The sequence below is a fragment of the Leptospira chreensis genome (assembly GCF_016919165.1).
GTDB lineage: Bacteria > Spirochaetota > Leptospiria > Leptospirales > Leptospiraceae > Leptospira_A > Leptospira_A chreensis.
The window spans coordinates 11,609-34,419 of the sequence record NZ_JAFFPS010000036.1 but is presented as its reverse complement, the minus strand read 5'-3'; the positions used below and the strand labels follow the sequence as shown (position 1 = coordinate 34,419).

Below are 22,811 nucleotides of genomic sequence, written 5' to 3'. Positions count from 1 at the left end.
TTTGGATACGGATGGACTAAAAAGAGTTTGAATTGTTTTAAAAAAATAGACAAATGGATTTTGATTCTCCGTAATTGTGTTATGAATTTGATTCCCTTTATGGGAGCGGTGGTTGCTTTTCTTTTGGCAGTCTCGTATTGGATGGAAACGATCCAAAGGGGAACTAAGAAAAAACAAACTAGTTTGTCTCCAAACTCGAGTATTAATTCATTTGGAAACAAATTTCCCATAGGTTTCCTTGATCGATATATAACGACATTTCTATTTCTTTCTCTTACCATTTTACAACTTCATATTTATGCTGAACTTACAAAGGGAATCGGTTCCTATCCTTTTTTCTATGGAATCCATATCCCATGCATCTTGCTTCTGGGTCCCTTAAGTTATCTTTTTTTTGAAGAGATGAGTGGGGGAGAGTTCTCTCGAATTCGGTTCCTTCATTTTTTACCGAGTTTCCTTAGTGTTTTTTATATTTTTCTTTTTCGGCCAGAAAGTTTTGTTCTACCTTCCATTGATTCAGAAACTCACGATCATAACAGTTATACAATATCCATTTCAATTTTACTTGGTATTGGAGTTGTATCTATTTTTTGTTATATGCTCTCGATTTTTATTCGAGTCATCCGTTGGAAATTGGCCTCTAGGGAAAGTATTGAATCTTCCTTTCTGTCATTTTTATTTTTACTTCTGTATTCCCTTTTGGTCATGCTTTTGTTTGTTTTGGCCCAATTGGTTTTTATGCAAATCTTTCTTTTTGCTTGTGCCAGTCTGACTTTCCTTTTGGTTGTCGTTTTAATTTTGAAAATGAATTATCGCGAAATTATTTTCAATTTTAAAACAGAAACAAGGCTTGCCCGTTATAAAGAAAGCCGGGTGAAGGGATTGGATATCATGCAAATTTTAAAGCGACTCGATGATATGATGAATTTAGAGAAGTTGTATTTGAATGAAGATTTGAGTTTGGCAACTTTAGCAAAACGATTGGATTTAGATTCTCATCAACTTTCGGAGATTCTAAATTCCCGATTGGGTAGTACATTTCGTAACTATGTCAATCAATTCCGTTTGTTAGAAGCCGCGAACCTTCTTTTAGAAAGACCAGATATGACTATCCTCAGTATTATCTATGCCTCTGGATTCAATTCTAAATCTTCCTTCCATAAACTCTTTCAAAATCGGTTTGGCGATTCGCCACAAAACTACCGATCGAAATCAAAAGCAAACTAAACAATTCTATCGCAACTTAACTTTCTTAAGTTTAGATTTTGTCTTTTTACTTGGTTTCTGTTTGGGAGAATCTTCTTTTAGAACTGCGGCAAAATACTCTCCGATAATGGAATCAGACCAAGACTTGGCTTTCCATCCTTGAAAGTATGCGATATGACTTCCTCGTTTGGTATGTACGTGAATGGTATTGGGAAGGGTTTCGAGCCAATGGAGATTTTCTAAAACATTTTGATTCACACAAATGGGATCATCAGCAGAATTTAAAACAAGAAGTGGTGTCCTTATGTTTTTTGCAACTAACACTGGATTGGAATAGAAATAATAGTTTTCTTTGTCTTTATATCCAGAAACGGTATGTAACTTATCTTGAAATTCACCGATAGTTTTGATTTTTAAGAGTTCTTCTATACCTTTCAGTTTTGATAAACTTTCATAATGTGTTTTTAGAAAGTAACTAATCAACCTTTGCCCCATAATTTTGCTGTAAACCGGATGGACTCTGTGAAAGGCCTTTTCGATATCGTAAGCGGGAGAGACGGCCACAGCAGCACTAAATTGGCTTTTTGTTCCAGCTTCTCCTAAATAACGCGCAAGAAGTCCCGAACCTGCTGAAATTCCAACACCAAACAATTGTTTTTTGGGATATTTTTTTTGAATGTAAGCAAGTTGTTCTTTTAAGTCAGAAGTGGAACCCATCGTATTGATTTTTGGTTTGGTAAGGGGAAGGTTTCCATGCCCTCTTCTGATACAAACAACAACCATCCAGCCATATCGTTCTCTTAAATATTTTACAGTGGATTTGACATCTTGTTCATCACCACTAATGGTATGGAAAAGAACAACGATAGGTGTTTCTTCTTTTGTGGCTTTGGCATGGATTCCTGACCAAGCAAGCCCTGTAATCCCCCCATCTTTCATTTTTAATTGTTCTAATTGGTCGTACTTGTAAGGTTTTGTGCGGTATTCCCGGAACATAAGTAAGAGCAACATCAGGTGTTGGTTGAAACACCAAAACGTGGGATGGTATTTGTTTGTTAGATTAGGAGACCTTTCGATCACACGGAGTAAAAAATCGGATTCGCTAAACCTAAGGACGGGAGTTTCTACCACTTCCCAGAAGTAATAGAAACCAAAAGCCAAAGTAAATACTACTATGATTGTGATGAAGAGATGGTCCCATATGAATTCCATGATCGTTTCCCTATTCGTATATTAATTTAGCATTTAGCTCTCGCATCAATTCTAAATCAAATTTAACCACTTTTCTGTCATAGGTGACTATTCCATTGATCTCTTCTTCCACGTCGCTTACTTGTGTGTATATGGAAGCACTAAGCCCTTTTGATAACAAAGGGACCAATTGGTCTTCGATCAAACTGCGATATTCCTTTTCTAAACTTTGTTTATCGGGAAGGATTTTGTAACCAAAAAGTTTATTTTCATCATAAACGTGGCCCTCCGTTTTTAGGGAGTATCCACCAAATTCTGATAATACGATGACACGAGGTTCATTTTTGGGAACTTTTAGTTTTTGGTAGTATAAATGTAAACTTTTTAGGTCACTACTGCCTTTTCCTTGGTCATACCATCCACTGACACTATCAATGGTTCTTGTATTGTCCAGTTTTCGCAGTTTGTCTGTTAGTTGGATGCTATCAAACTGCCCCCAACCTTCGTTAAAAAGAACCCAAACCGAAAGAGAGACCGTATTTTTTAATAAGTTTACGGTCTGGTCCATCTCTTTTATAAATTCATTTCTGCCATTTTCATCTCTTCGGTTTAAGAATTTATACTTTGTGTCTTTTGTTTTCCAACCAATAAAAGGCAAATAAGCAACCTTCCAAGTTTCGTAAGCTCCGCCACCGCAAACAAAATCCTGCCAAACTAGAATCCCCAGTCGGTCACAATGATAATACCAACGCATAGGCTCTATTTTGATATGTTTGCGTAACATATTGAAACCCAGATCTTTCATTAGTTTGATTTCTTTTTCCATCTCTTCATCGTTTGGCGGTGTGAGGAGACCTTCCGACCAATACCCCTGGTCTAAAAGTCCATTGTGAAAGTAAGGTTGGTTATTTAGAAATAATCTTTTGAATTTACCATCGAATCCTATGGAAAACTTACGCATTCCAAAATAGGATTTGACTGTATCTCCCGAAGTTTTGATAAGAATCCCATAGAGTTTTGGATTTTCAGGGGACCAAAGTTCCATATTAGGAATTGGTATGTTTGTCTCAATCCCAGAAGATTCGGCGATCACGGAATCACCATCTAATATTTGTATGGTTGCGGTGGAACTATTCGTAGTGATTTGGATATTCACAGAGTTTGTGTCTATATTTGGCGTAATTTTGATATCTTGTATATAATCTTTGGATACACTTTCTAACCAAACCGTTTGCCAGATTCCCGATTGAGGAGTGTACCAAATTCCTCCTCGTTTCAGTTTTTGTTTTCCTCTCGATTGGTGTCCCGTATCGGTTGGATCTGTGACTTTCAGTTGGATTTCATTTTTACCGATTTTGATATAAGAAGAGACGTCAAAATAAAATGGTAAAAAACCTCCTTTATGAGATCCCACTTCTTTACCGTTGATATAACAGATACAGGAGTAATCTACAGCACCAAAGTGAAGTAAGGTGATTTCCTTGAGGAAAGCAGTTTGTAATTCAAATTCGCGTTCGTAAACCAGCTCTTCCTCTGGTTGGAGAATAAAACTCCCAATCCCACTGGCATTGGATTCCGGCGAGAAAGGGACATTGATTTTGTAATGTTTTTTTATTTCACTTCCGATCGGAGAGTGGCTTAGATTCCATTCTCCGTTTAAATTGATATAACTATCTCGTTCTAATTGAGGACGTGGATATTCTGTATGGGAAATTTTCATTGGGAGTTTTTGCCTCGTAGTAATAACGAAAGAGGAATGAAGATGAATAAACAAAAGAGGGCACCGAATAAAAAGATTTCTGGTGAAGGGACATGGGCTGTTGTTCCATTCACCGGATCAATATAAGTAAGGTTTGTTCTTTGGTTGATTGTTTCTCCAATCATGGGGCCAATGTACATAGGAATGAGAACAAAAAAGATCATTCGGATTCCTTGTAATTTCCCTGTATTTTCTATGGGAGTGTTGTCTCGAATTTGTGCTCCGAGAAGTGCCAAGACTTGTACAAAACCTGTGATTAATAGAAGTGAGGTGATTCCAGTAAACCACATCACTTGTGTTTTTAAACTTAAATCAATAGATTTTGACATAACGTATAAAGATAACATTCCGAAGATATAAAGAATCGAAAAATAAACGAGTAATTTGTCTTTGTTTTTCCCATCAAAACTTTTTCCGAGTAAGACAGTGATGATACTGGCACCAAGAATCACACCCGCAAGTACGATCGAATATTGGATCGCATCAAATTTTAGATACTCCTGCATATAGATGATGAGATAAGGCATATAAATCTGGCTTGCGACTCCGTAGATACCCATTGCAAAAAAATATAAATATAACTTTCTGTGGTCGCGAATCACACCCAGTTGGAATCCGTATGCGATATCGGAAATAAAATTAGTATTTTGTTTTTTGAGGTTGGGATTGTCTTGGATCAGCCATAAACCGATAATTCCGGAAACAGACATCATCGTTCCAACGGCAACAAAGAGGCCAGGGTAACCAAGGGCACTGACAATCATTCCAAATCCCCCAGCAACAACCAACATGGCAAGAAGCGGCATGGCGGAAAGAACTCCTTCGGCAAGGCTTCTCGCATTTCCTGTGTTATCTGTTACATAAGCATTAAAAGCGGCATCATTAGCAGTGGAACCAAAGGCAGTCATGATACAATCGAGAGTGATCACAATCGTAATGGTCAAACTTATGATTTGAGTGGTATCTGATAATTCAAACCATTGTGCTGTATTTTCTTTAGAAACAAAGGCAAAAGAAAGTGTAAGCAGACCCCAAAGAAGGTAACCGATAGAAATAAAATACTTTCTGTTCCCGGCTTTGTCAGTTAAGATTCCCGCAATGAGAGTGGCGAAGGTTGCCACAATTCCGCTGAGTTGTACCATCACCGTAACTGAGGATGTACTTTTGGCTATGGTGTTGTATATGAATAGATTGAAATACATATTCTCTACAGACCATGCAATTTGTCCTACAAGTCCAAAGAGAATCAATACAGACCAAAGCCGTCCGCCTAAATTGTGATTGTTCATGATCGCTTAGTTTCAAAGATAGATGGCTACCTTGGCGAGAAAATTTTGACACGAGTTCAAATTTCTTTATTAGCGATTCTAATTACAAAATTTTCCTTAGAAAACCTTTCCCAATTGGAACCCTACCCATTGGTGTTGTTGTGGTAACCCTTTTGCAGATTGAAAGTCAATGGTTTGGTAATTGTAATGAAGCCCAAATAAAAATCCTGCATTGGATACGGAAACAAAACCAGCGCGAACAAAACCAACAGCCCGTTTTAAGTCTGCGACGTATGTTTTTTCGTCTCTATATTGGATCTCATCACGTAACAACTGCAATAGGATCTCTCTTTGTTTGGGATCTAAAATGAATTGTGATAATACTTCATACGAATACAACCGGATGAGAGGAGGAAGTTTTCCACCTTCCGGTCTAAAAATGGAATAAATCGCCAAAGCACGCGCGTTATCTGGTATTTCCTCCCATTGGTCGACTAGATTCTTTAGAAGGAATATACGAGTTGTTTTTTCTATATCTTCCGCACCATTGAAGATATTGTTAAAAATTAAATAATTGAGTCCAATGTTATAAGGGTTGTTTGTTCCTCTTACTAAGAACTCATTGAAGAGGATGTATCTTTGTAAAGAATTTCTTCCATTGTCTTCTGTGAGTGCTCTGTATTGAATTTCTCTTTCTCCGGCTTCTACCGTTGGATTGTTTAAATAATTATCCCAATTACTGAAAGCAGAACCTCTATTTTGTGTTTTATAAGTTCTCTCTGTTCCGATTTGCCCTTGGATTGTGGCATTATACAGCTGTAATGTGCCTCCTGGATTGATATAAAAATACCAATATCCTTTTCCATCTTCGTGGAGAATGGGAGAACCAGGTTGTAAGGCAGAACTACCAGGCCCTGGAGTTTTATCTACATTCCCAAATCGAAAAATGAGGCCAAAGGATACATCGGTTTGAATGTTTCCTAAATTTAAATTGTATTGGGTTCCAACAAATCGGTGATAGAACTTACGCACATCGGTTTTGAGTGCACCTGAGTAAGAATTGGGAATTTGTGTGTCCCAACCTTGAGGTGTTGGTGAACCAATCAAATTATGAAAGTTCATTTGTGCTGACTTACCACCAACAGATGGCCCAATCATACCAACTTCTATTTCAGTAGTAATACTTGTGTCTTCCGTTGCTGTGGTTAATGAATTACTAAAGTAGGCCCGACTGGAATACGGTCGGTCTCCATAAGACACATCCGCCTTTGTTATGTTTGTCGGTGTATAGAATTCTTGTCCTATTGCGAACCCTTGTAAATATTTTGTAGTTTCCGATGGAGTGATGAATAAGTTGTTCCAATATCCTAAAACCCTTCTAGTGGGATTGGATTCCCCCGCTGTCATATGGAATTCCAATCGGGAACCATTGGTATAATAGCGATCTGAGAAACCTCCAAAAGCATCGTTCTCCATAATCAATCGGAGTTGGTATTGGTTAGGTGGTTCGGGTTTAACTCTCTCTATTTCAGGTGCAATTTCCGTTTTGGTTGGACTTTGTTTTTTAGTTGTCTTTGCTGTTTGGGCACTGAGACCCAAACTAACAACGAGACTTAGGAGAGGTAGGAACCAAGAGGCCTTCATGAGGCCTATAGAAAATCCCCCTCGGGAATCCGCAAGGAACTCTCGAGGGTTTTTGAGCATTTCCTACTAAGTGAATTGACAGTCATGGTTACTTGTAAAAGTCACGGGTTCACTCGCGAAACGAAGAGTTTTTATACTTTAGTAGAACTCATTCCTCTTCTTCTGGAAATTCTTCTGTGGATAAGGGGAGAGGTGAGGTTACGGGAAACAATCTTTTTAAATATAACTGGGTTGCTTTGTCTTCGGGAAAGAGTTTGGAGACCGCTTCAAATTTTTCCTTTGCTTCGGTAAAATTTCCTGAATGATAAGCCGTTGTTCCTTCTAAATACAATTCTTTTGTTTTTAATTTCTTTTCTAAAAATATGGGCTCATCTCCGTTTAGGATTTCATAAACAGAAACGGGTTTGGTTTTACCTTTCACTCGGACACGATCTAAAAATCTATATTGTAAACTTTGAATGTGTTTGTCATCGATGGCATGGATTGCAGCTTCTGTTACAGCAATTTTTGCTCCATAAATCTTTGTTAGATTTTGAACACGAGAAGCTAAATTCACGGTATCCGAAATGACCGTACCTTCTAATCTTTCTTCGGCACCGATGGTTCCTAACATCAGAGATCCTGCATGGATCCCAACTCCGATTTGAATGGGAACATACCCCTGTTTATTTCTATGGTAATTGTATTCTTTTAAATACAATTGCATATCCACTCCCGCAAAAATAGCATCGGTGATGTTTCTTTCGAAGAGTGCCATAATGGCATCCCCAATGAATTTATCGATAAACCCATTGTGTTTTTGTATGATGGGACTCATCCTTCCTAAGTAGGAGTTGATGAAATTGAAGTTTTCTTCGGGACTCATTTGTTCGGAAAGTGTAGTGAAGGAGCGGATGTCACTAAAAAGAACTGCCATATACTTTTGGATTTGGTCACCTAACTTAACATCTAAGATGGTTTCTTTTCCCAAGTTAGCAAGAAAGTCTTTCGGTACAAACCGTGCATAGGACTCTGTGAGAATTTTTTGCATCTCGATGGCTTTTGCTTGAGCCACTTCTTTTTCTTCCTTCATGATATTGATTCGATCGGCGAGGGCAATGGAGAGTAAGATGACTTCAGAAGCAGATCCAATATAAAGACCATACTCAGTTAAAAAATTTTCTGAGATGAGGTTTAAATATTTAAAAACTACGACTAGACTTGCACCAATGAGCACAGTAAAGGCGAGAAGGAAAAAACGAGCCGCTCGGTAATGGCGTAAAAAACTAATCACTGCTGCAACAAAAATAAGAATGGGAACTGGAATGGTTAACAATAACCCAATTTTTACTGTAATTTCTGGAGAAAAGAACAAGGTGAGGGGGATTTGGATTAGATGAAGTATGAAAAAAACTTTTAGTAGTTGGTCTAACCAACTAGGTAGATTCTTTTTTGTATTTAAAAAACGTTTTGTAAATAAAATCAAAGAGGCAACGCAAAAACCACTAAAGAATACAAAACCATTTCTTTGAAATTCGGGTAAGTTGGGCCAAAGATATTGGAAGCCGTGTCCCGTTAGTGTTAATTGTAATCCCAAAAATCCAAGTATATAGGTTACATAGTATAAATAACTGACATCTTTTACACTTAAGAAGATAAAAAAATTGTATAGGATCATCACAATCATGACTCCGTAATACAATCCTAATCCATGTTGGATGTCTGCATAATGTAACGAAAAATTTTCTTTTTCCCAAATGGTCAATGGGACGGAAAGTCCACCTCCATTATAGAGTTTGATGTAGATGGTGTTTGACGTATTCCCATCTAGTTCTAATGGAAATAGAAAGTTTCTGTTTTTGATTTGTCTGTCGGAAAATGGAAACAACATTCCCAGTTTATCGGTGAGTTGGTAGGAGCCATTCGTTTGTGCGTAAACTTCTACTAAATCAATATTGCTGTAATTGATTTCTAATAACCGTTTTGTGAGTTCTTGGCTTTTGTTTTCTATTGGTATTTTGATCCAATAGTGAAAGTTAGTTTGTCCAAAATTGGGAATTTCTTCCTTGGAGGGAAAAAACTTCTGATTGGTTTCTTCTTTTAATATATCTGTGATGGTGAGAGATTTTGACCTGTCTTCCAGAATCAAAATCTCCTTCCCGATGGACTGTTTGTCCAAAATTCCACTTAACTCTACCGGCCACAAAGTCTCTGAGAAAAGGCAACAGAAGACAAATACTATCTTTAGGGAGTGGCGATGGAATGATTTTATAAAAGTCACAATACTAACGTTAGATGAGGAACTCATAAAAGAATCAATACAATTCCTTAAGTGTTTATCGTTTACTTTTTTGTTTCGACTGGTTCTTCCGCATCGGATTTCAAATATAAATATTTTTCGGCGATAAAAGTTCCAAATGGAACCACCGATGCCAGTGCTGCTAATAAAGTTTTTTTGGTCTTCCATTCCAACTCTACTTTGATTTGGAATAGTTCTACCAAATATAAAAGGAATAACAAGCCATGTACGAGACCAACGATTTTGTTTGGTTCTGGATTCTTATAGATGTACTTGAGCGGCATGGTGATGAAGAGAATTGTCAGAAAAGAAAGTCCCTCCAAAAAGGCTAAAATTCGGAATCGGCCTAGTTTGGTTTGGAGTAAAGAGAACATAATCACTTCCTTGGAGTTTGTTATTCACCAGAATCACGGATTCTTTGGTTTCGTCCTTAATTTCTTCACTGACTTACCTTTTCTATCCACTGACTTTCTCGCCTCGGTGAATCTAAAAAACCATCTCGATTCCCGGAGATTCTCCTCCGGATCGCAAGTTTCCGGCAAAATTAGTCGACAATTGTTCGGGATTGACATTTCCAACGAAAGCATTACACTTTGAAAGATGCAGTTTCGAATTTTCTTAATCCTTCTTTTTTGTTTCACGGTTTCCCTTGGGTCGGAAGAGAGCCCGGTTTACTCTGCGGCTATGGCTAAAAAAGACATTACCGGTCCTTCTGTTGGTGTTATGTTTTGGGGTTACGCCAGAGAAGACCAAACGGGGGTTGGAATTCACACAAGACAATTTGCGCGCTCTCTTGTGATCCGTGAACAGGCTTCCAAAAAACTTTTGGCTTACGTGACGGCTGAGGTGGGTGGAATTCCATTCGAGATCCAAAGAGATGTTGTGAAAAGACTTCAGACCGAACTGGATCCCGGTTTTGGTTACGGTAACGTTCTCATCAATGCTTCACATACTCATAGTGGACCTGCCGGCCATTTTCATTATTCGGAAGTTTCCTTTTATTCCAAGGAATTCTATTCTGAGTCCTATGCTGTTTTAAGAGATGGAATTTTTGAATCCATCAAAGAAGCCTATTCCAAACTAAAACCAGCCGAGTTGGCCATTGGGAAAACGTTTGTGAGTGAAGCCGGAATCAACCGAAGTCTTTCTGCTTACCTTGCCAATCCCGAATCAGAAAGAAAACAATACTCTGACAATATTGATCGTGAGATGGTGCAACTCTCCGTATCGGTGGCAGGTGTTCCGATTGGACTTGTCAATTGGTATGGAGTACATCCAACAAACATTACTTTTGACAATCGATTGATTTCTTCAGACAACAAAGGGATTGCTTCCATACTTTCCGAATCAGAAGCCAAAAAACAAGGGTTAAATGACTTTGTTGCAATTTTTGCCCAAGCTAACGAAGGAGATGTCTCTCCTAACTTAAATTTAAACAATACGGGGCCAGGAAAAGATATTTACGATAGTAGTTTTATTATTGGTAAAAGACAGTTTTTAGCAAGCCAAGAGATTTTGAAATCGAGTGGGAAACGTCTGTCAGGTGGTATTTCGTTTACACAAAGATTTATCGATATGAGTAAACACCCCGTCAGTAAAGAGTTTTCAGAAACCGGTAAAACAGAAACTACTTGTCCTTCTGCCTATGGTTATGCCTTTGCTGCAGGTTCTACGGAAGAAGGGGGTGGACACTTTTTATTCCATGAAGGAATGACAAATAAAAATCGAAGGTTCTACATTGATTGGATTGCCAAGTTTATGTTACAATCTCCATCAGAAGAACTTAGAGAATGTCAAAATCCCAAAGCAGTTTTGTTCCCGATGGGAGAAACCAAACCCATTCCTAGTCTTCCGCAAATCCTTCCATACGGGTTAGTGTTAGTTGGCGATCTGACCATTTTAGTGATGCCACATGAAGTCACAACGATGTCCAGTAGACGACTTAAAAAAGAAGTGTTATCTGTTTTGAAAGATAAAACATCGGAAATCGTTCTCTCAGGGCTCACCAATGATTTTTCTGGTTACATCACAACACCAGAAGAATACGGAACGCAAAACTATGAAGGTGGACATACATTACATGGACCTCAAAGTTTGAATGCTCTTAGACAAGAATTCCATCAGATGTCTATTGAATTAAAGAATGGAAGTCCGCAAACATCCCCAACCATTTTACCATTGGATTTATCTGCAAAAGTCCATCCATTGAAGATTCCTTCTGCTGATTCCGTTTCCACTAAACCACAAAACATCATCCAACCAAGTGAAGAGTCTTACAAAAAAGGAGAAGTAGTCTCTTGTCGAGTCGCATCGGCAAATCCGAATGTAGGGTATCCGAAAGTGGCTTCTTATTTATGGGTGGAGGTTTCAGACAAATCTACTTGGAAACCGATTCGTTCGGATGCCGACTTTGATACTAAGTTTTTCTATCAAAAACGAGGCTTCTGGGCTAGAGCAGAAGAAAGTGTGGATCTCACTTGGGAAACCAGTGCCGATACAAAGCCGGGTGAATACCGATTGGTCCACGAAGGGATCTATTTGGGCGCCGATGGGGTCAGGTCCCCTTACCGTATCGAATGTCCCAGCTTCCGCATCGAGGGTGGAATCTAAACTCCGAAACACTACCGGTCCCGACTTATGGATCGGTAGGCGTCTCTCTAAGGAAGTGAGTTTCTTTTTATAATCTTTCTCCCCCATTCGAAATCCATCCTACCTAAAAAACAAGTTGTGGGAAATCCGTATCTAGTGGAAATCTTAGGAAAAGGGAAGAGAGCTTAAGAGGAAATCGTATGAGTGAATTTTATCAAGACGAATGGGTTTGGATTACCGGAGCCTCCTCTGGAATTGGAAAAGAACTGGTCGCTCAAGCGTATAAACATAAGGCCAAAGTATTACTTGCTTCCCGAAAGACAAAAACTCTAGAAGCCATTGCCAAAGAACTCCATTTAGAAAAGGGTCGTTACGCTGTAGAGAAGTTGGATTTGGAAGATTACAAATCAACGGCAGCATTTGCCAAACGGTGTTTGCAAAAGTATGGAATTCCTAAGGTCGTCATTCATAACGGTGGGATCAGCCAAAGGTCCTTAACCAAGGAAACCAATTTAGTCACACTCGAAAAAATCATGAACACCAATTTTTACGGAGCCGCTGAAATGACTCGGGCGATGTTACCACAAATTTTAGGTAAAAAGGAAGTTCATTTTGCCGTGATCTCTAGTGTTGCAGGAAAATTGGGAAGTCCTCTTCGTGCCGCATATTCTGCCTCCAAATTCGCGTTAGTTGGTTTTTTCCATTGTTTGCGATCAGAAGAAGAAAGTTCAGGAATTTTTGTGACTATGGTATATCCTGGATTTATCCAAACCAATATTTCCAAAAATGCATTAAAGGGGGACGGATCCTCTACGGGAACTATGGATTCTGTAATTGCAGCAGGACTTCCTGTTCAGTTATGTGCTCATCGAATTTTACATGCAGTGGCCAATAAACAACGTGAAGTTGTCATCTCCGGTATCAAAGAAAAATTCGGATTGTTTTTGCAGGCGGTATACCCGTCTTTATTTTTTAAAATGATTCAAAAAGCAAAAGTAAGATAAAGTAGGAGAATTCATTTGAAACGATTTTTTTATGTTATTGGGATGATTCTATTTTTAAGTATGGGAGTTTTTTCTCAAACTCATGTATTGGATTATAAAACAAAAGACAAAACCAATGAGAAGGAACGAACCTATCTTTTGGATCTTTTACGAGCCAATCTTTCCAATGAATTCAAACAAGAGTTTATATTTGTTGTAGAACATTTTAAAGTTTCTGGAGATTTCGCTTGGTTTCGCGGAACAGCCAAAAGAAAGGATGGAAAAGAAATCTCTCTATCCGAAGAAATACCCTACGATTGTTGCCATGTAGAAGCTTTGTTTAAAAAAACAAATGGAAAGTGGCAAATTTCGGAATCAGCAGCTTTTAGTACAGATGTTTGGTGGGATGGAATTCAGTCCCGTTACCCTAAAGCAGCCAAAGAAATTTTCCAATAAACAAGAACTTCCAACACCAAAGCGAGAAAGAGCATTTTATTTTCGTGGAACAGTTGTTATTTTTATGTATACAGAAGAATTAAACTATTTCTGAAGAAAATATTGTTTTAACGTTTAGAACCATTCTATTGATTCCTATAATTTGATAGACCATTCTGAATGGGATGGTAATCCTGTACTCGAAGGGTATTTTCGATTTCATTATCTGCTACAAAGTTCCAACTTTATGATTCAAACAAATTACAACGATTTACTTTCTGATATTCCTGATTTAGTCTGTGAATTGGATGCTTCAGATAAGATTCGTTATGCTAATTCATTCCACAAGTACAAGTTAGGTTATGAGTCGCACGAAATCCTTGGCCGTTCTGTAGATGAATTTTTTCATCCTGAGGATCGGAATGAACTACGAATCAAAATCTCTCGTTTACAAACACCCGGTGCCGAAACGAAAGGGATTTGGAGAATTGCTCATAAGGAAGGCCATTTTTTAACCTTTGAATGCAGAGGAAAACTCAAACCTGATTCCGATGGGAACAAAAGGATCGTTGTCATTGCTCGGGACATTACCGACGAACTTGGCACCGAATATAAATTACACGCAAAGTCGAATTCGAAATCTCAAAGCTCGGCAGAGCTACAACCCAAGGTTTCGGACCTTAGCCATCAAAGTTTATTCGAACTAAAAATGTCTCAGTTTGAATTTTCCCAATTGAAACTTGCTTTTGATGAACATGCGATCATTGCAGTTACAGACCGGAATGGGCAGATTACTTATGTTAACGATCGGTTTTGTGAAGTTTCTATGTATTTAAGAGATGAACTTATCGGAAATAACCATCGTTTGTTGAACTCTGGATTTCATTCCCCTGAATTTTTTGATCGAATGTATCATATGATCCAGAATGGATATGTTTGGAAGGGAGAAATTAGAAATAGGACCAAATCAGGATCTATATACTGGGTGAGTGCTACTATAGTTCCTTTACGTTCTATCGATGGAAGTATCAATCGTTTTTTTGCCTTACATACTTTGATCACACGGACCATCGAGTCAGAAGAAAAAGTCTCTCAATTATTACAGGAAAAAGAATTACTATTACAAGAAGTCCATCATCGTATCAAAAACAATTTGTTTTCTGTTTATAGCCTTCTTAAAATGCAGGCCAACTTTTCTGACGATGATCACTTGAAAGAACAGTTTGATGAAGCGGCTGGTCGCTTAAGGAGTATGATGGCCTTATATGATCGTTTGTACAGGTCTCAAAATCGTAATGCCATTGATCTAAAAGAATACATTCCTAATTTGGTAGGTCAAATCCTATCAACATATCCCAAAAATATCACATTTGTTTTCAATGCATCCACTGCGATTGTTGTGAAACCGGATATTGCAAACAATTTAGGAATTATCTTAAATGAATTGATTTGTAATTCGGTAAAACATTCTTTCCTTTCCCAGGATGTGGGAAACATTGAAATCCAAATCATAAAAGAAGAATACCAAATTCAATTTGTGTATCAGGACAATGGGGAACCCTTACCAGATACCTTTTCCTTGGAAAATTCAGAAGCAGGGTTTGGGATCAAACTCATGAATCTCCTTGTCCAACAATTGAAAGGAAAAGTGGAAGTGAATCCCGGACAAAAAGTACGGTTTGAATTGATCGTTCCGATTCGATAGATTTTGCATCTGATGATCAGATAAACCAGGTTTGGGTTCGTCAGAAAGTACTAGTACTCCTCCGTAGATTTTAATCGATGAGATGGAGGATGGTGTCGAGTTTATTCAATCGAAAGACGGTGCGGATGAGTTTATTGACCCCGCTAATTTGTAATTGTAAATGTTGTGATTCTAGGGCCGCATGAAATTTCATCAGTTCCCCAATGGTGGCGCTGTCCAAGGACATGGAAATCTCCGTAAAGTCTAAGACGACGTCTTCCTTGGTATCGTTAATGGTAGACATAATTCTTTCCCGGAATCCGCTGAGCCCATCAAAAGAAAGATCATTGTTCTTGATTTCGATTACAATTGCCAAGGTTTAAAACTATTTTTATATGATTGGATTTTTTGAAAGAATTTTTCCATTTGAATTTCTTGTTTCTGAATTGTTTTTCTTTTCCTTTTGTGATGAGATTGGTTTCCATTCTATATGTCTGTAAGTGATCGACAACTAAAATTAATCAAAGAAGCAGCTGAGTTGCTCGTGATGGAACACCGCCTAACGTCAGACGAAGCGGTTATCGTTATTTCCACGGCAATTAAAAAAGAACTCTCCATTCGGAATACAAATTTTGACAAACTAGAAAAAGGATCAAAAATTGATCGTACTAGTTTTACCCGGAGTGTGGTTAAAACTGTCCAAGACACCCTTGAGGCCAATCCTTATTGGCGTTCGCATAACTTGGACAAATCAATTGATAATTTTTACAAAGTCCTTCATAAACATTGGGACTAGAGATCATAGGATTTTGTTTCTTATCTCTAGTTACTTTTGTATTTTGATACTTGCGACAAAAAATTAGTTGGTTGCGTTCTCTTTTAAAATCGCATCGGTTTCGCAAAAATAGGATTTTGGGTTTTGTTTGATTCTGGAAAAAATAATTTCAAAGTTTTTTGATTCTTTTGTTAAGAAGTCTTCATTTTCTAAAATAATACTTTCATAATCAATCGAATTTTCTTGTTTGTCGAGAAGTAGGCAAGTGATCCGAGTGAAGTTGACTGTTGTATTCCCTTTGTTTTGGATTTTGCCTGTAAGGACTAGTTCTTTGTATTGATTTCGTTTGAAGTCTATATTCTTTAAAGTCAAACTCGGTCGATTGGAAATTTCAGGAAGAGTGGTTGCTGTCACAGTGATATTGTAACTAGCGTAGTTTGGTGTTTTACTATATAAGACCTGAAAGATGACAGATTCCCCTATTGCCACTATGTTTTTTTCTGCATACCCGAAACTAGTTCCCAAACTAGATCCATCTTGGTTTAGCAAATCAACTGTAAACTTAGGCATCAGTAAATGATGTGCACTTGTGTTAGTGAATTTTCCAACAAAGTAAACATTTCCGATAACATCCGGCATAGCAGAACTAAATTGGAATTCTCCTTCCGGGCTGATTTCCGTGGATTCTAACTGAGGATCAATGGGAATGGTTACGGTTTCCTCTTCTTGGATAGAGCTGATTCCTGATTGGAGTTTTTGAAAATAAGTGAATGCAGTGGAACCTAACACAACCCATGCGAAAACAATCACTGTAATGAGATTTTTCCAGTTTCCGATGGCGTCCGTTTTTTTATTGTGTTTGGATGTGCCATATACTTTCGGAGGTGGTTGGTCTACCATTCCACCAGTTGGTACTTTATCAAAACAATCGCCACAACGGTAGATGGTTGCCGATTCTTGGTATAAATTTGTGCTTCCACAGGTCGGGCATTGTTTTGAGTTCATATGTCGAATTAAAAGAGATCCCTCTAGAAATCCAAGGAGAAAACAAGTTTGGAAATATATTTCTATTTAGAAGTTTCAGGAAACTCACGTAAGTATTTCGTAACCTGGATGGGCAGTAGGGCATTCGGTAGTGGATACTGATTTACTTTTCGAAATGACCCAAGAGTTGTTTTGTTTGTAGTTGTGATCCATTGGTCCAGTGGGACGGGAGAAGGAGGAAGTTCTAAAAACGTAAAGGATTTTGTATTTTTGAAATTCAAAATTTGACTGAACTTCTTATGATCAAAATTGGCTCTCAGTAACAAAAGATCTTTTTTTTCTTCTAACAGGGGCAATGTGACAAAAACAAAATCCGAATTATTGAAAACTAAAAGGGAGTCATCTAATTTAGAAATTTCTTCTAAGGTGTTGGTTTGGAATTTTGATATTTTTTTTAATTCTTTAGTTTGTTGGAATAGGATTGTAATGCTATAAAAAGAAAGAAACAAAATTGTTAAGAGCCATAGTTTCGAAACCTGCGTTAGAGAATTCTCTTTGTTTCGGATTGACAAAATATAGAGTGGAATGAGTCCAAATAGATATCGGGGAGTGTTGTGGCCGCCGGTATTGGGAGAAATGAGGATCATCACCATTGTGATTAAGAGTAAAATTAAATTTGGATAATATAATTCTTTTTTTATGACAGATCGTAGAAAAATAAAAATAAATAGGATAAAAAGAGGGACCTGTTCTATCCAAATTTTGAATAGATAGAAACTCATTTCAGGTCGGAAATGGAATTCGGAATTTTTTACCATGCGGAGAGGAAGAAAACTTCCCAAGGTGATTCGATTGGTGATAGAGAAAACAATTCCCGTAATCAAAAAAGCCAAAAAAAACCGTTTCCAGTTTTGTTCTTTCGAAAAACAAAACGGAAGAAAACCAATAGCAAAAATCATTTCTGGTCGCATCCAAACCAGACAGATCGATAGGACTCCAGAAACGGCTGTCCATTTACGCTGGTATAAATACAATACCACCACTTCTAAAAATAGAAATAAAATGGTTTCATGGATTAAGAAAATATAAATGGATATTGTTGATCCGAATAACAAAAGTATTGTGGAAACTTCATCTTTTTTTATGGAATGAAAAATAAATATAGATAAAAAGAATAAACAAAACTGAGCGAGTTTGACACCGATAGTTCCAAGTCCCATATAAACGAAAGAAAATAAGATAGGGTAAACATTGGGAAATGTAGAATAGGCAATACCTTTGTGTACATGGAAAAAGATATCTGGTAAAGGAAAGAACTTAAAATTAGGATCTAATAAGAGATATTCGTAATTGAGGTGGAAGGTTCCTTGGCCTGCTAACTTGATCTGCCATTCTAAGAGTGCAAAGTCGGAAAACGGTGCAATCTGTTTTGTAACAAATAACAAATAACCCAATGCTAAAAATGCTAAACTAACAAAGAAACCATTTGCTTTTTTTGATTGTGTCATATGAAATCGAAAACAGGTACAATCTTTCCTTATTCCTACGATCCGCAATGAAAAAAGATAATGATACACTTACTTTCTCATCCAAACCCATAAAATTTTGTATTTATCTCTTAGTTTTCCTTTGCGGATTGTTTTCCGTTTTCCGAATTTTTGATTCCACTAGTTTGGATTTTGGTTTTCCATACGGACATTTCCATTTTCCAGCGGATCGGCAAATTCCATTTTTTAGGGAAGGCGAGAGGGAGTTTGGTGAAATTGATGTATTTGGATTTCGGAAGGGGAGTTTAAAAACTAATGCCAATTGTAATTATTTATTGTTAGGTGATTCGCAAACTTTTGGATCTGGAATCTTTTGGAAAGATACTTTCCCCGAAATTTTAAATCGGGAAACGGACTGTAATTGGATCAATATCAGTGTTCCGGGTTCTACTTTAGAAAACGAGTTTTCTATGTACAAGGAAGTGAGTTCCCATCTTGAATTTAGTCATGTATATTTATTTGTTTATGGAAATGATATTTATGAAACGGGGGACACTCCTGATTTTTTGCATTTTGTGAATCATAAAAAATGGTACATTCATTTTCTTTCTTTTCTCTTTCCAGAACACACTCGTTTGTATTTAAAAAAAACCTATTTTGAATCCATTCAGAACCGAATGGATATAGAGTTAGAACGGGTTTCTAAGCTTCCTTATCAGGCTCCAAATATTAAAGAAAAAAAGAAAGAAGTCGCCGAATTCCTTCCCATCAAAACTTTATTTCAAATTAGTCCTACCTACCTTTCCAGTGCACTCGATACTAAAACATTTGCAAAAATAAACTACGATCGATGGAAAAAGATCCTATTCGAATTAAATCATGAAATTCGCAAACAAGGCAAACAGCTCACTTTAGTTTATATCCCTTTGGAAGTTGAATTTGATAAAAGTCGTTACGAGGTTTACGGGGATATAGGGTTTGTTATGAATCCTCATTGGTTAGAATCAGATTCTGAGTTAATCCAGGATTTGACCCAGCTATCGAAAGAAAATCAAATCCCTCTGATTGATTTAAGAAGGTTTATACGGTACCGTACTGATTTATTACAAAATGGCGATATTCATTTAAATGAAACGGCTACTCGATTGATTGCTGATATCCTCAAACAAAAACAATAATTTTTAAGTTTCCTCTAGGATTGTTCTAAATTTTTTAAAATCGGACAATCAGGTCTGTGATCGCCATGACAGTGTTTGACGAGATTTTTTAGAGTGTCCGACATATCTTTTAATTGTTTTAATTTTAAATCCAATTCATTTAAATGTTTTTCTGCAAGTGCTTTCACTTGTTTGCTACTTCGTGATTTATTTTTCCAAAGGCCGAGTAGGCTTTTGATATCTTCGAGTGGAAACCCAAGTTCCCGGGATCTTTTGACAAAACGTAAGTAGTGAATGTCATCCGAACTATAAGATCTATATCCATTCTCGGTTCTTCCTGCTTCTGGAATCAATCCAATCCCTTCATAGTGACGGATGAGTTTGGTGCTGACTCCTGATTCTTTTGAAAGTTCTCCAATATTCATAAAAGCTCTCCAAAAAAAAATTAGAAAAATGATAAAAAAATCAAATCGGCTATTGACCTTCCAACGATTGGAAGGTTTAGACTGGATTTATGTTAACAAAGGAGTTACCATGAAACCAATCAAAAATTTAGTAAAAATTGCCATTTTTGCACTTTTTATCAGCTCACAACAAATGTCTGCACATGGGGAGCAGAAACCAGGCCCTCATGGGGGTGTGGTTCGAATGCCGGGTGCTTTTCATACGGAAGTATTACCTTATCAAAACTTAGGATTTAAAGTGTATCTACTGGATATCAATTTTGAAAATCCTACTTCCAAAAATTCGAAGTTGAATGGTAAGGTAGTATCTAGCGGAAAGGAATTCCCATTGAAGTGTTCGAGCCATCCCGATCATTTTTATTGTGAAATTCCCAAAGGAAGTTCTATGAATACGGGAGAGCTCATCTTATCTCCCGAATGGAACTTTCAAAAAGGTGCGGATGTGAAATATAAACTTCCGTTAAATGAAATAAAGAATTCAACGAAGGAAAAAACAAAGGAGCATCATCATGGTTCATTATAAAATCGAAGGTATGACTTGTGGACATTGTAAAAAGACAGTGGAGAAGGTTTTTTCTGAAAATGGAAAAAAAGCCACAGCTAATGTGGAAGAAAGTATTGTGACTGTAGAGCAAATCTTAAACGATGAAGAGTTAAAGTTACTCCGATTGCGTTTGGATGAGGATGGGTATTCGCTTGGGAACGTTAAATAACACTAGTGAGCGAACATTAGATCTTTTTGGAATGACCTGTGCCAATTGCGCCCTTCGGATTGAGAAGGGTCTTTCCAAAATGGAAGGGGTCTCCGATGTTCGAGTCAATTTTGCTCGTGAATCTGTTTTTTTAAGAAGTTCTGATTCGGTAACGCTAGACTCTCTCTTGGAAAAGGTGGAATCTCTCGGGTATTCCGCATTGGTTCACGATGCGAACAAACAATCGGAGACGGAAAAAAAACAGAAGGAGCACATTCGAAATTTAAAATTCCGTTTCCTTCTCTCCACAATTTTATCCTTACCTTTGTTTTATGGGATGGTCACTCATTTTAGTTTTTTAAGTTTTATGCCTATGCCCCATTTTCTAATGGATCGATGGGTACAAATGGCCATTGCCTTTCCTGTTCAGTTTATCATTGGATTTCCTTTTTATCAGTCGGCTTATCGTGCCTTACGAAATGGATCTGCCAATATGGATGTTCTTGTAGTCATTGGAACTTCTGCGGCTTATGGGTACAGTGTGTTCGGGAAGGATCTTTATTTTGAAACTTCTGCTGTTCTCATTACCTTCATTTTGGGAGGGAAATGGATTGAGCATTTCGCCAAAGGAAAAAGTAGCGATGGGATCAACGCCCTTCTCAAACTACGTCCAGAAACGGCGACTGTAAAATCCAACGAGATTTGGACGGAAGTTCCAGGTGAATATCTAAAACTAGGGGATCTTGTTTTGGTAAAGGCAGGAGAACGATTTCCCATGGATGGAATCATCACCGAAGGGGAAAGTTTTGCCGATGAATCCATGTTAACCGGGGAAAGTATGCCTGTCGAAAAAAAACTGGGGGATCAAATCCTCGGTGGGACAGTGAATGGGAGTGGGTCTTTGGTTGTCAAAGCCACTAAGGTGGGAAATGACACTACTCTATCGCATATCATTCGTTCTGTGGAAGAGTCTCTTGGTACCAAAGCTCCGATCCAACGAATTGCCGATCAAATCTCTGCGTATTTTGTTCCCGTTGTGGTCTCTATTAGTATCATCGATTTTTTAGTTTGGTATTTCGTAATCACACCGGGTATTATAACTTCAGCGATTGAAACAAGCATTGCCATTCTTGTGATTGCTTGTCCTTGTGCCCTCGGTCTTGCGACACCAATTTCTCTCCTAGTGGGAACAGGGCGAGCAGCCAAACGAGGAGTGTTATTTCGCAGCGCCGAGGCTTTGGAATCGGTTTCCAAAATCAATTGGATTGCCTTTGATAAAACAGGAACTCTTACTGAAGGAAAACCAAAAGTAACAGAGATTACACAAGATGGTTTGGACGCGTCCGCTTTGCATCTTGTTTTGCAAAACATTGTGGAGATGGAAAAAACTTCCGATCATCCACTGGCAAAGGCCATCGTTGGGTATGGAAAGGCAAATAACCTTTTCATAGAGTCGGCTGCGATGGTTTCTACAAAGACTTATCCTGGTGGCGGTATTATTTCTGAACAAAAGGGGAATGTTTACATCGCCGGCAAACGAGAGTTTGTGGAAGAAAATGGATTTTTGATTTCTGAATCCATAGAAGAATCAACGAAACCATGGACAATCGATGGATCAAGTTTGGTGTTTGTCGGTATTCGCGGTGGTATCAATGGTATGGTAGTCTTTCGGATTGAGGACAGTTTGCGTCCAGAAGCTAAAGCTGCCATTGCCGAATTAAAATCCATTGGTGTGGAGCCTACCCTCCTAACAGGCGATCACCATACTTCGGCTGAGAAGATAGCAAAGCTTGTCGGTATTACTTCTGTTCATTCAGGACTTTCCCCTGAAGACAAAGCTCGCATCATCAAAACTTTAAAAACAAACCAAGTCCATTCCGCTATGGTAGGAGATGGAATCAATGATGCACCAGCCCTTGCCTCTGCCGATGTAGGCATTGCCATGGGAACGGGATCGGATGTGGCAATTAACACCGCCGATGTTGTACTTGTGAATGGAGACATCCAAAGAATTGTGGATCTGATTCGAATCGGTAAGGATACTGTCATCAACATCAGGCAAAACTTTGGTTGGGCTCTTGGATACAATCTACTTGGAATTCCCATTGCTGCCTCCGGGTTACTGGCTCCTTGGGTGAGTGGAGCAGCGATGGCATTCAGTTCGTTGTCTGTGGTATTGAACGCACTACGAATGAGCCGTTGGAAATAAAAACGC

The 22,811-nt window shown here is 38.0% G+C and carries 20 protein-coding genes; 10 read left to right on the top strand and 10 right to left on the bottom strand.

The features are described 5' to 3' along the window. Positions 1–81 precede the first annotated feature (81 nt). Positions 82–1,227 (top strand): AraC family transcriptional regulator, encoded by a 1,146-nt coding sequence (locus JWG41_RS11665; RefSeq protein ID WP_205270110.1) that lies wholly within the window; start codon positions 82–84, stop codon positions 1,225–1,227. A gap of 6 nt (positions 1,228–1,233) precedes the next feature. Here the strand turns inward: JWG41_RS11665 and JWG41_RS11660 are convergent, their stop codons facing one another. The 6 genes from JWG41_RS11660 to JWG41_RS11635 all read right to left on the bottom strand — a co-directional run bounded on the left by JWG41_RS11660 (position 1,234) and on the right by JWG41_RS11635 (position 9,720). Continuing rightward, the gene (locus tag JWG41_RS11660; protein ID WP_205270109.1) at positions 1,234–2,418 is read right to left on the bottom strand and encodes a YheT family hydrolase; all 1,185 of its coding nucleotides are present in this window, start codon (positions 2,416–2,418) and stop codon (positions 1,234–1,236) included. A 10-nt stretch (positions 2,419–2,428) separates the two neighbouring features. Further along, entirely contained in the window at positions 2,429–4,117 is a 1,689-nt protein-coding gene (locus tag JWG41_RS11655) for a glycoside hydrolase family 2 protein (RefSeq protein WP_205270108.1), read from the bottom strand. Further along, a complete protein-coding gene (locus JWG41_RS11650) occupies positions 4,114–5,445 on the bottom strand; it encodes an MFS transporter (RefSeq protein ID WP_205270107.1) in 1,332 nt (443 codons plus the stop codon). The genes JWG41_RS11655 and JWG41_RS11650 overlap by 4 nt, the downstream gene beginning before the upstream one ends. 96 nt (positions 5,446–5,541) lie before the next feature. Further along, a complete protein-coding gene (locus JWG41_RS11645) occupies positions 5,542–7,068 on the bottom strand; it encodes a lipid A deacylase LpxR family protein (protein WP_205270106.1) in 1,527 nt (508 codons plus the stop codon). A gap of 148 nt (positions 7,069–7,216) precedes the next feature. After that, on the bottom strand, positions 7,217–9,355 hold the full coding sequence (locus tag JWG41_RS11640; RefSeq protein ID WP_205270105.1) for a 7TM diverse intracellular signaling domain-containing protein: 2,139 nt from the start codon (positions 9,353–9,355) through the stop codon (positions 7,217–7,219). 35 nt (positions 9,356–9,390) lie between these two features. Then, complete coding sequence (locus JWG41_RS11635) at positions 9,391–9,720, bottom strand: DUF3817 domain-containing protein (RefSeq protein ID WP_205270104.1); 330 nt, start codon at positions 9,718–9,720, stop codon at positions 9,391–9,393. A 226-nt stretch (positions 9,721–9,946) separates the two neighbouring features. Here JWG41_RS11635 and JWG41_RS11630 point away from each other — a divergent pair, with 226 nt between their 5' ends. The 4 genes from JWG41_RS11630 to JWG41_RS11615 all read left to right on the top strand — a co-directional run bounded on the left by JWG41_RS11630 (position 9,947) and on the right by JWG41_RS11615 (position 15,058). After that, on the top strand, positions 9,947–11,956 hold the full coding sequence (locus JWG41_RS11630; protein ID WP_205270103.1) for a neutral/alkaline non-lysosomal ceramidase N-terminal domain-containing protein: 2,010 nt from the start codon (positions 9,947–9,949) through the stop codon (positions 11,954–11,956). A gap of 179 nt (positions 11,957–12,135) precedes the next feature. After that, positions 12,136–12,939, top strand: coding sequence for an SDR family NAD(P)-dependent oxidoreductase (locus tag JWG41_RS11625; RefSeq protein ID WP_205270102.1), 804 nt, complete (start codon positions 12,136–12,138; stop codon positions 12,937–12,939). 15 nt (positions 12,940–12,954) lie between these two features. Then, the gene (locus JWG41_RS11620; RefSeq protein ID WP_205270101.1) at positions 12,955–13,374 is read left to right on the top strand and encodes a hypothetical protein; all 420 of its coding nucleotides are present in this window, start codon (positions 12,955–12,957) and stop codon (positions 13,372–13,374) included. Positions 13,375–13,600: 226 nt separating this feature from the next. Next, positions 13,601–15,058, top strand: a complete 1,458-nt coding sequence (locus JWG41_RS11615) for a PAS domain-containing sensor histidine kinase (protein WP_205270100.1) — start codon at positions 13,601–13,603, stop codon at positions 15,056–15,058. Positions 15,059–15,128: 70 nt separating this feature from the next. On the opposite strand, the gene JWG41_RS11610 is transcribed toward JWG41_RS11615, so the two are convergent. Beyond that, complete coding sequence (locus JWG41_RS11610; RefSeq protein ID WP_232373953.1) at positions 15,129–15,341, bottom strand: STAS domain-containing protein; 213 nt, start codon at positions 15,339–15,341, stop codon at positions 15,129–15,131. Positions 15,342–15,527: 186 nt separating this feature from the next. Between JWG41_RS11610 and JWG41_RS11605 the strand changes: the two genes are divergently transcribed. Beyond that, positions 15,528–15,833 (top strand): hypothetical protein, encoded by a 306-nt coding sequence (locus JWG41_RS11605; RefSeq protein WP_205270098.1) that lies wholly within the window; start codon positions 15,528–15,530, stop codon positions 15,831–15,833. A gap of 63 nt (positions 15,834–15,896) precedes the next feature. On the opposite strand, the gene JWG41_RS11600 is transcribed toward JWG41_RS11605, so the two are convergent. Together JWG41_RS11600 and JWG41_RS11595 are read right to left on the bottom strand one after the other, a co-directional pair. Further along, positions 15,897–16,817, bottom strand: a complete 921-nt coding sequence (locus JWG41_RS11600) for a hypothetical protein (RefSeq protein WP_205270097.1) — start codon at positions 16,815–16,817, stop codon at positions 15,897–15,899. Positions 16,818–16,879: 62 nt separating this feature from the next. Beyond that, the gene (locus JWG41_RS11595; RefSeq protein ID WP_205270096.1) at positions 16,880–18,304 is read right to left on the bottom strand and encodes an LA_3751/LA_3752 family putative glycosyltransferase; all 1,425 of its coding nucleotides are present in this window, start codon (positions 18,302–18,304) and stop codon (positions 16,880–16,882) included. 47 nt (positions 18,305–18,351) lie between these two features. Between JWG41_RS11595 and JWG41_RS11590 the strand changes: the two genes are divergently transcribed. Continuing rightward, complete coding sequence (locus tag JWG41_RS11590) at positions 18,352–19,461, top strand: SGNH/GDSL hydrolase family protein (RefSeq protein ID WP_205270095.1); 1,110 nt, start codon at positions 18,352–18,354, stop codon at positions 19,459–19,461. Positions 19,462–19,475: 14 nt separating this feature from the next. On the opposite strand, the gene cueR is transcribed toward JWG41_RS11590, so the two are convergent. Further along, positions 19,476–19,865 (bottom strand): Cu(I)-responsive transcriptional regulator, encoded by a 390-nt coding sequence (gene cueR, locus JWG41_RS11585; protein WP_205270094.1) that lies wholly within the window; start codon positions 19,863–19,865, stop codon positions 19,476–19,478. A 109-nt stretch (positions 19,866–19,974) separates the two neighbouring features. Here cueR and JWG41_RS11580 point away from each other — a divergent pair, with 109 nt between their 5' ends. Genes JWG41_RS11580 through JWG41_RS11570 form a run of 3 tightly spaced genes read left to right on the top strand, consistent with a single transcriptional unit; the run spans position 19,975 to position 22,805 of the window. Next, positions 19,975–20,427: a hypothetical protein gene (locus JWG41_RS11580; protein WP_205270093.1), complete on the top strand. Its 453-nt coding sequence runs from the start codon at positions 19,975–19,977 to the stop codon at positions 20,425–20,427. Next, positions 20,414–20,617 carry a heavy-metal-associated domain-containing protein gene (locus JWG41_RS11575; RefSeq protein ID WP_205270092.1) on the top strand — a complete coding sequence of 68 codons (204 nt, stop codon included), beginning with the start codon at positions 20,414–20,416 and terminating at the stop codon, positions 20,615–20,617. Before JWG41_RS11580 ends, JWG41_RS11575 begins: the two co-directional genes overlap by 14 nt. Then, positions 20,589–22,805 carry a heavy metal translocating P-type ATPase gene (locus tag JWG41_RS11570; RefSeq protein ID WP_205270091.1) on the top strand — a complete coding sequence of 739 codons (2,217 nt, stop codon included), beginning with the start codon at positions 20,589–20,591 and terminating at the stop codon, positions 22,803–22,805. Before JWG41_RS11575 ends, JWG41_RS11570 begins: the two co-directional genes overlap by 29 nt. Positions 22,806–22,811: the final 6 nt, after the last annotated feature.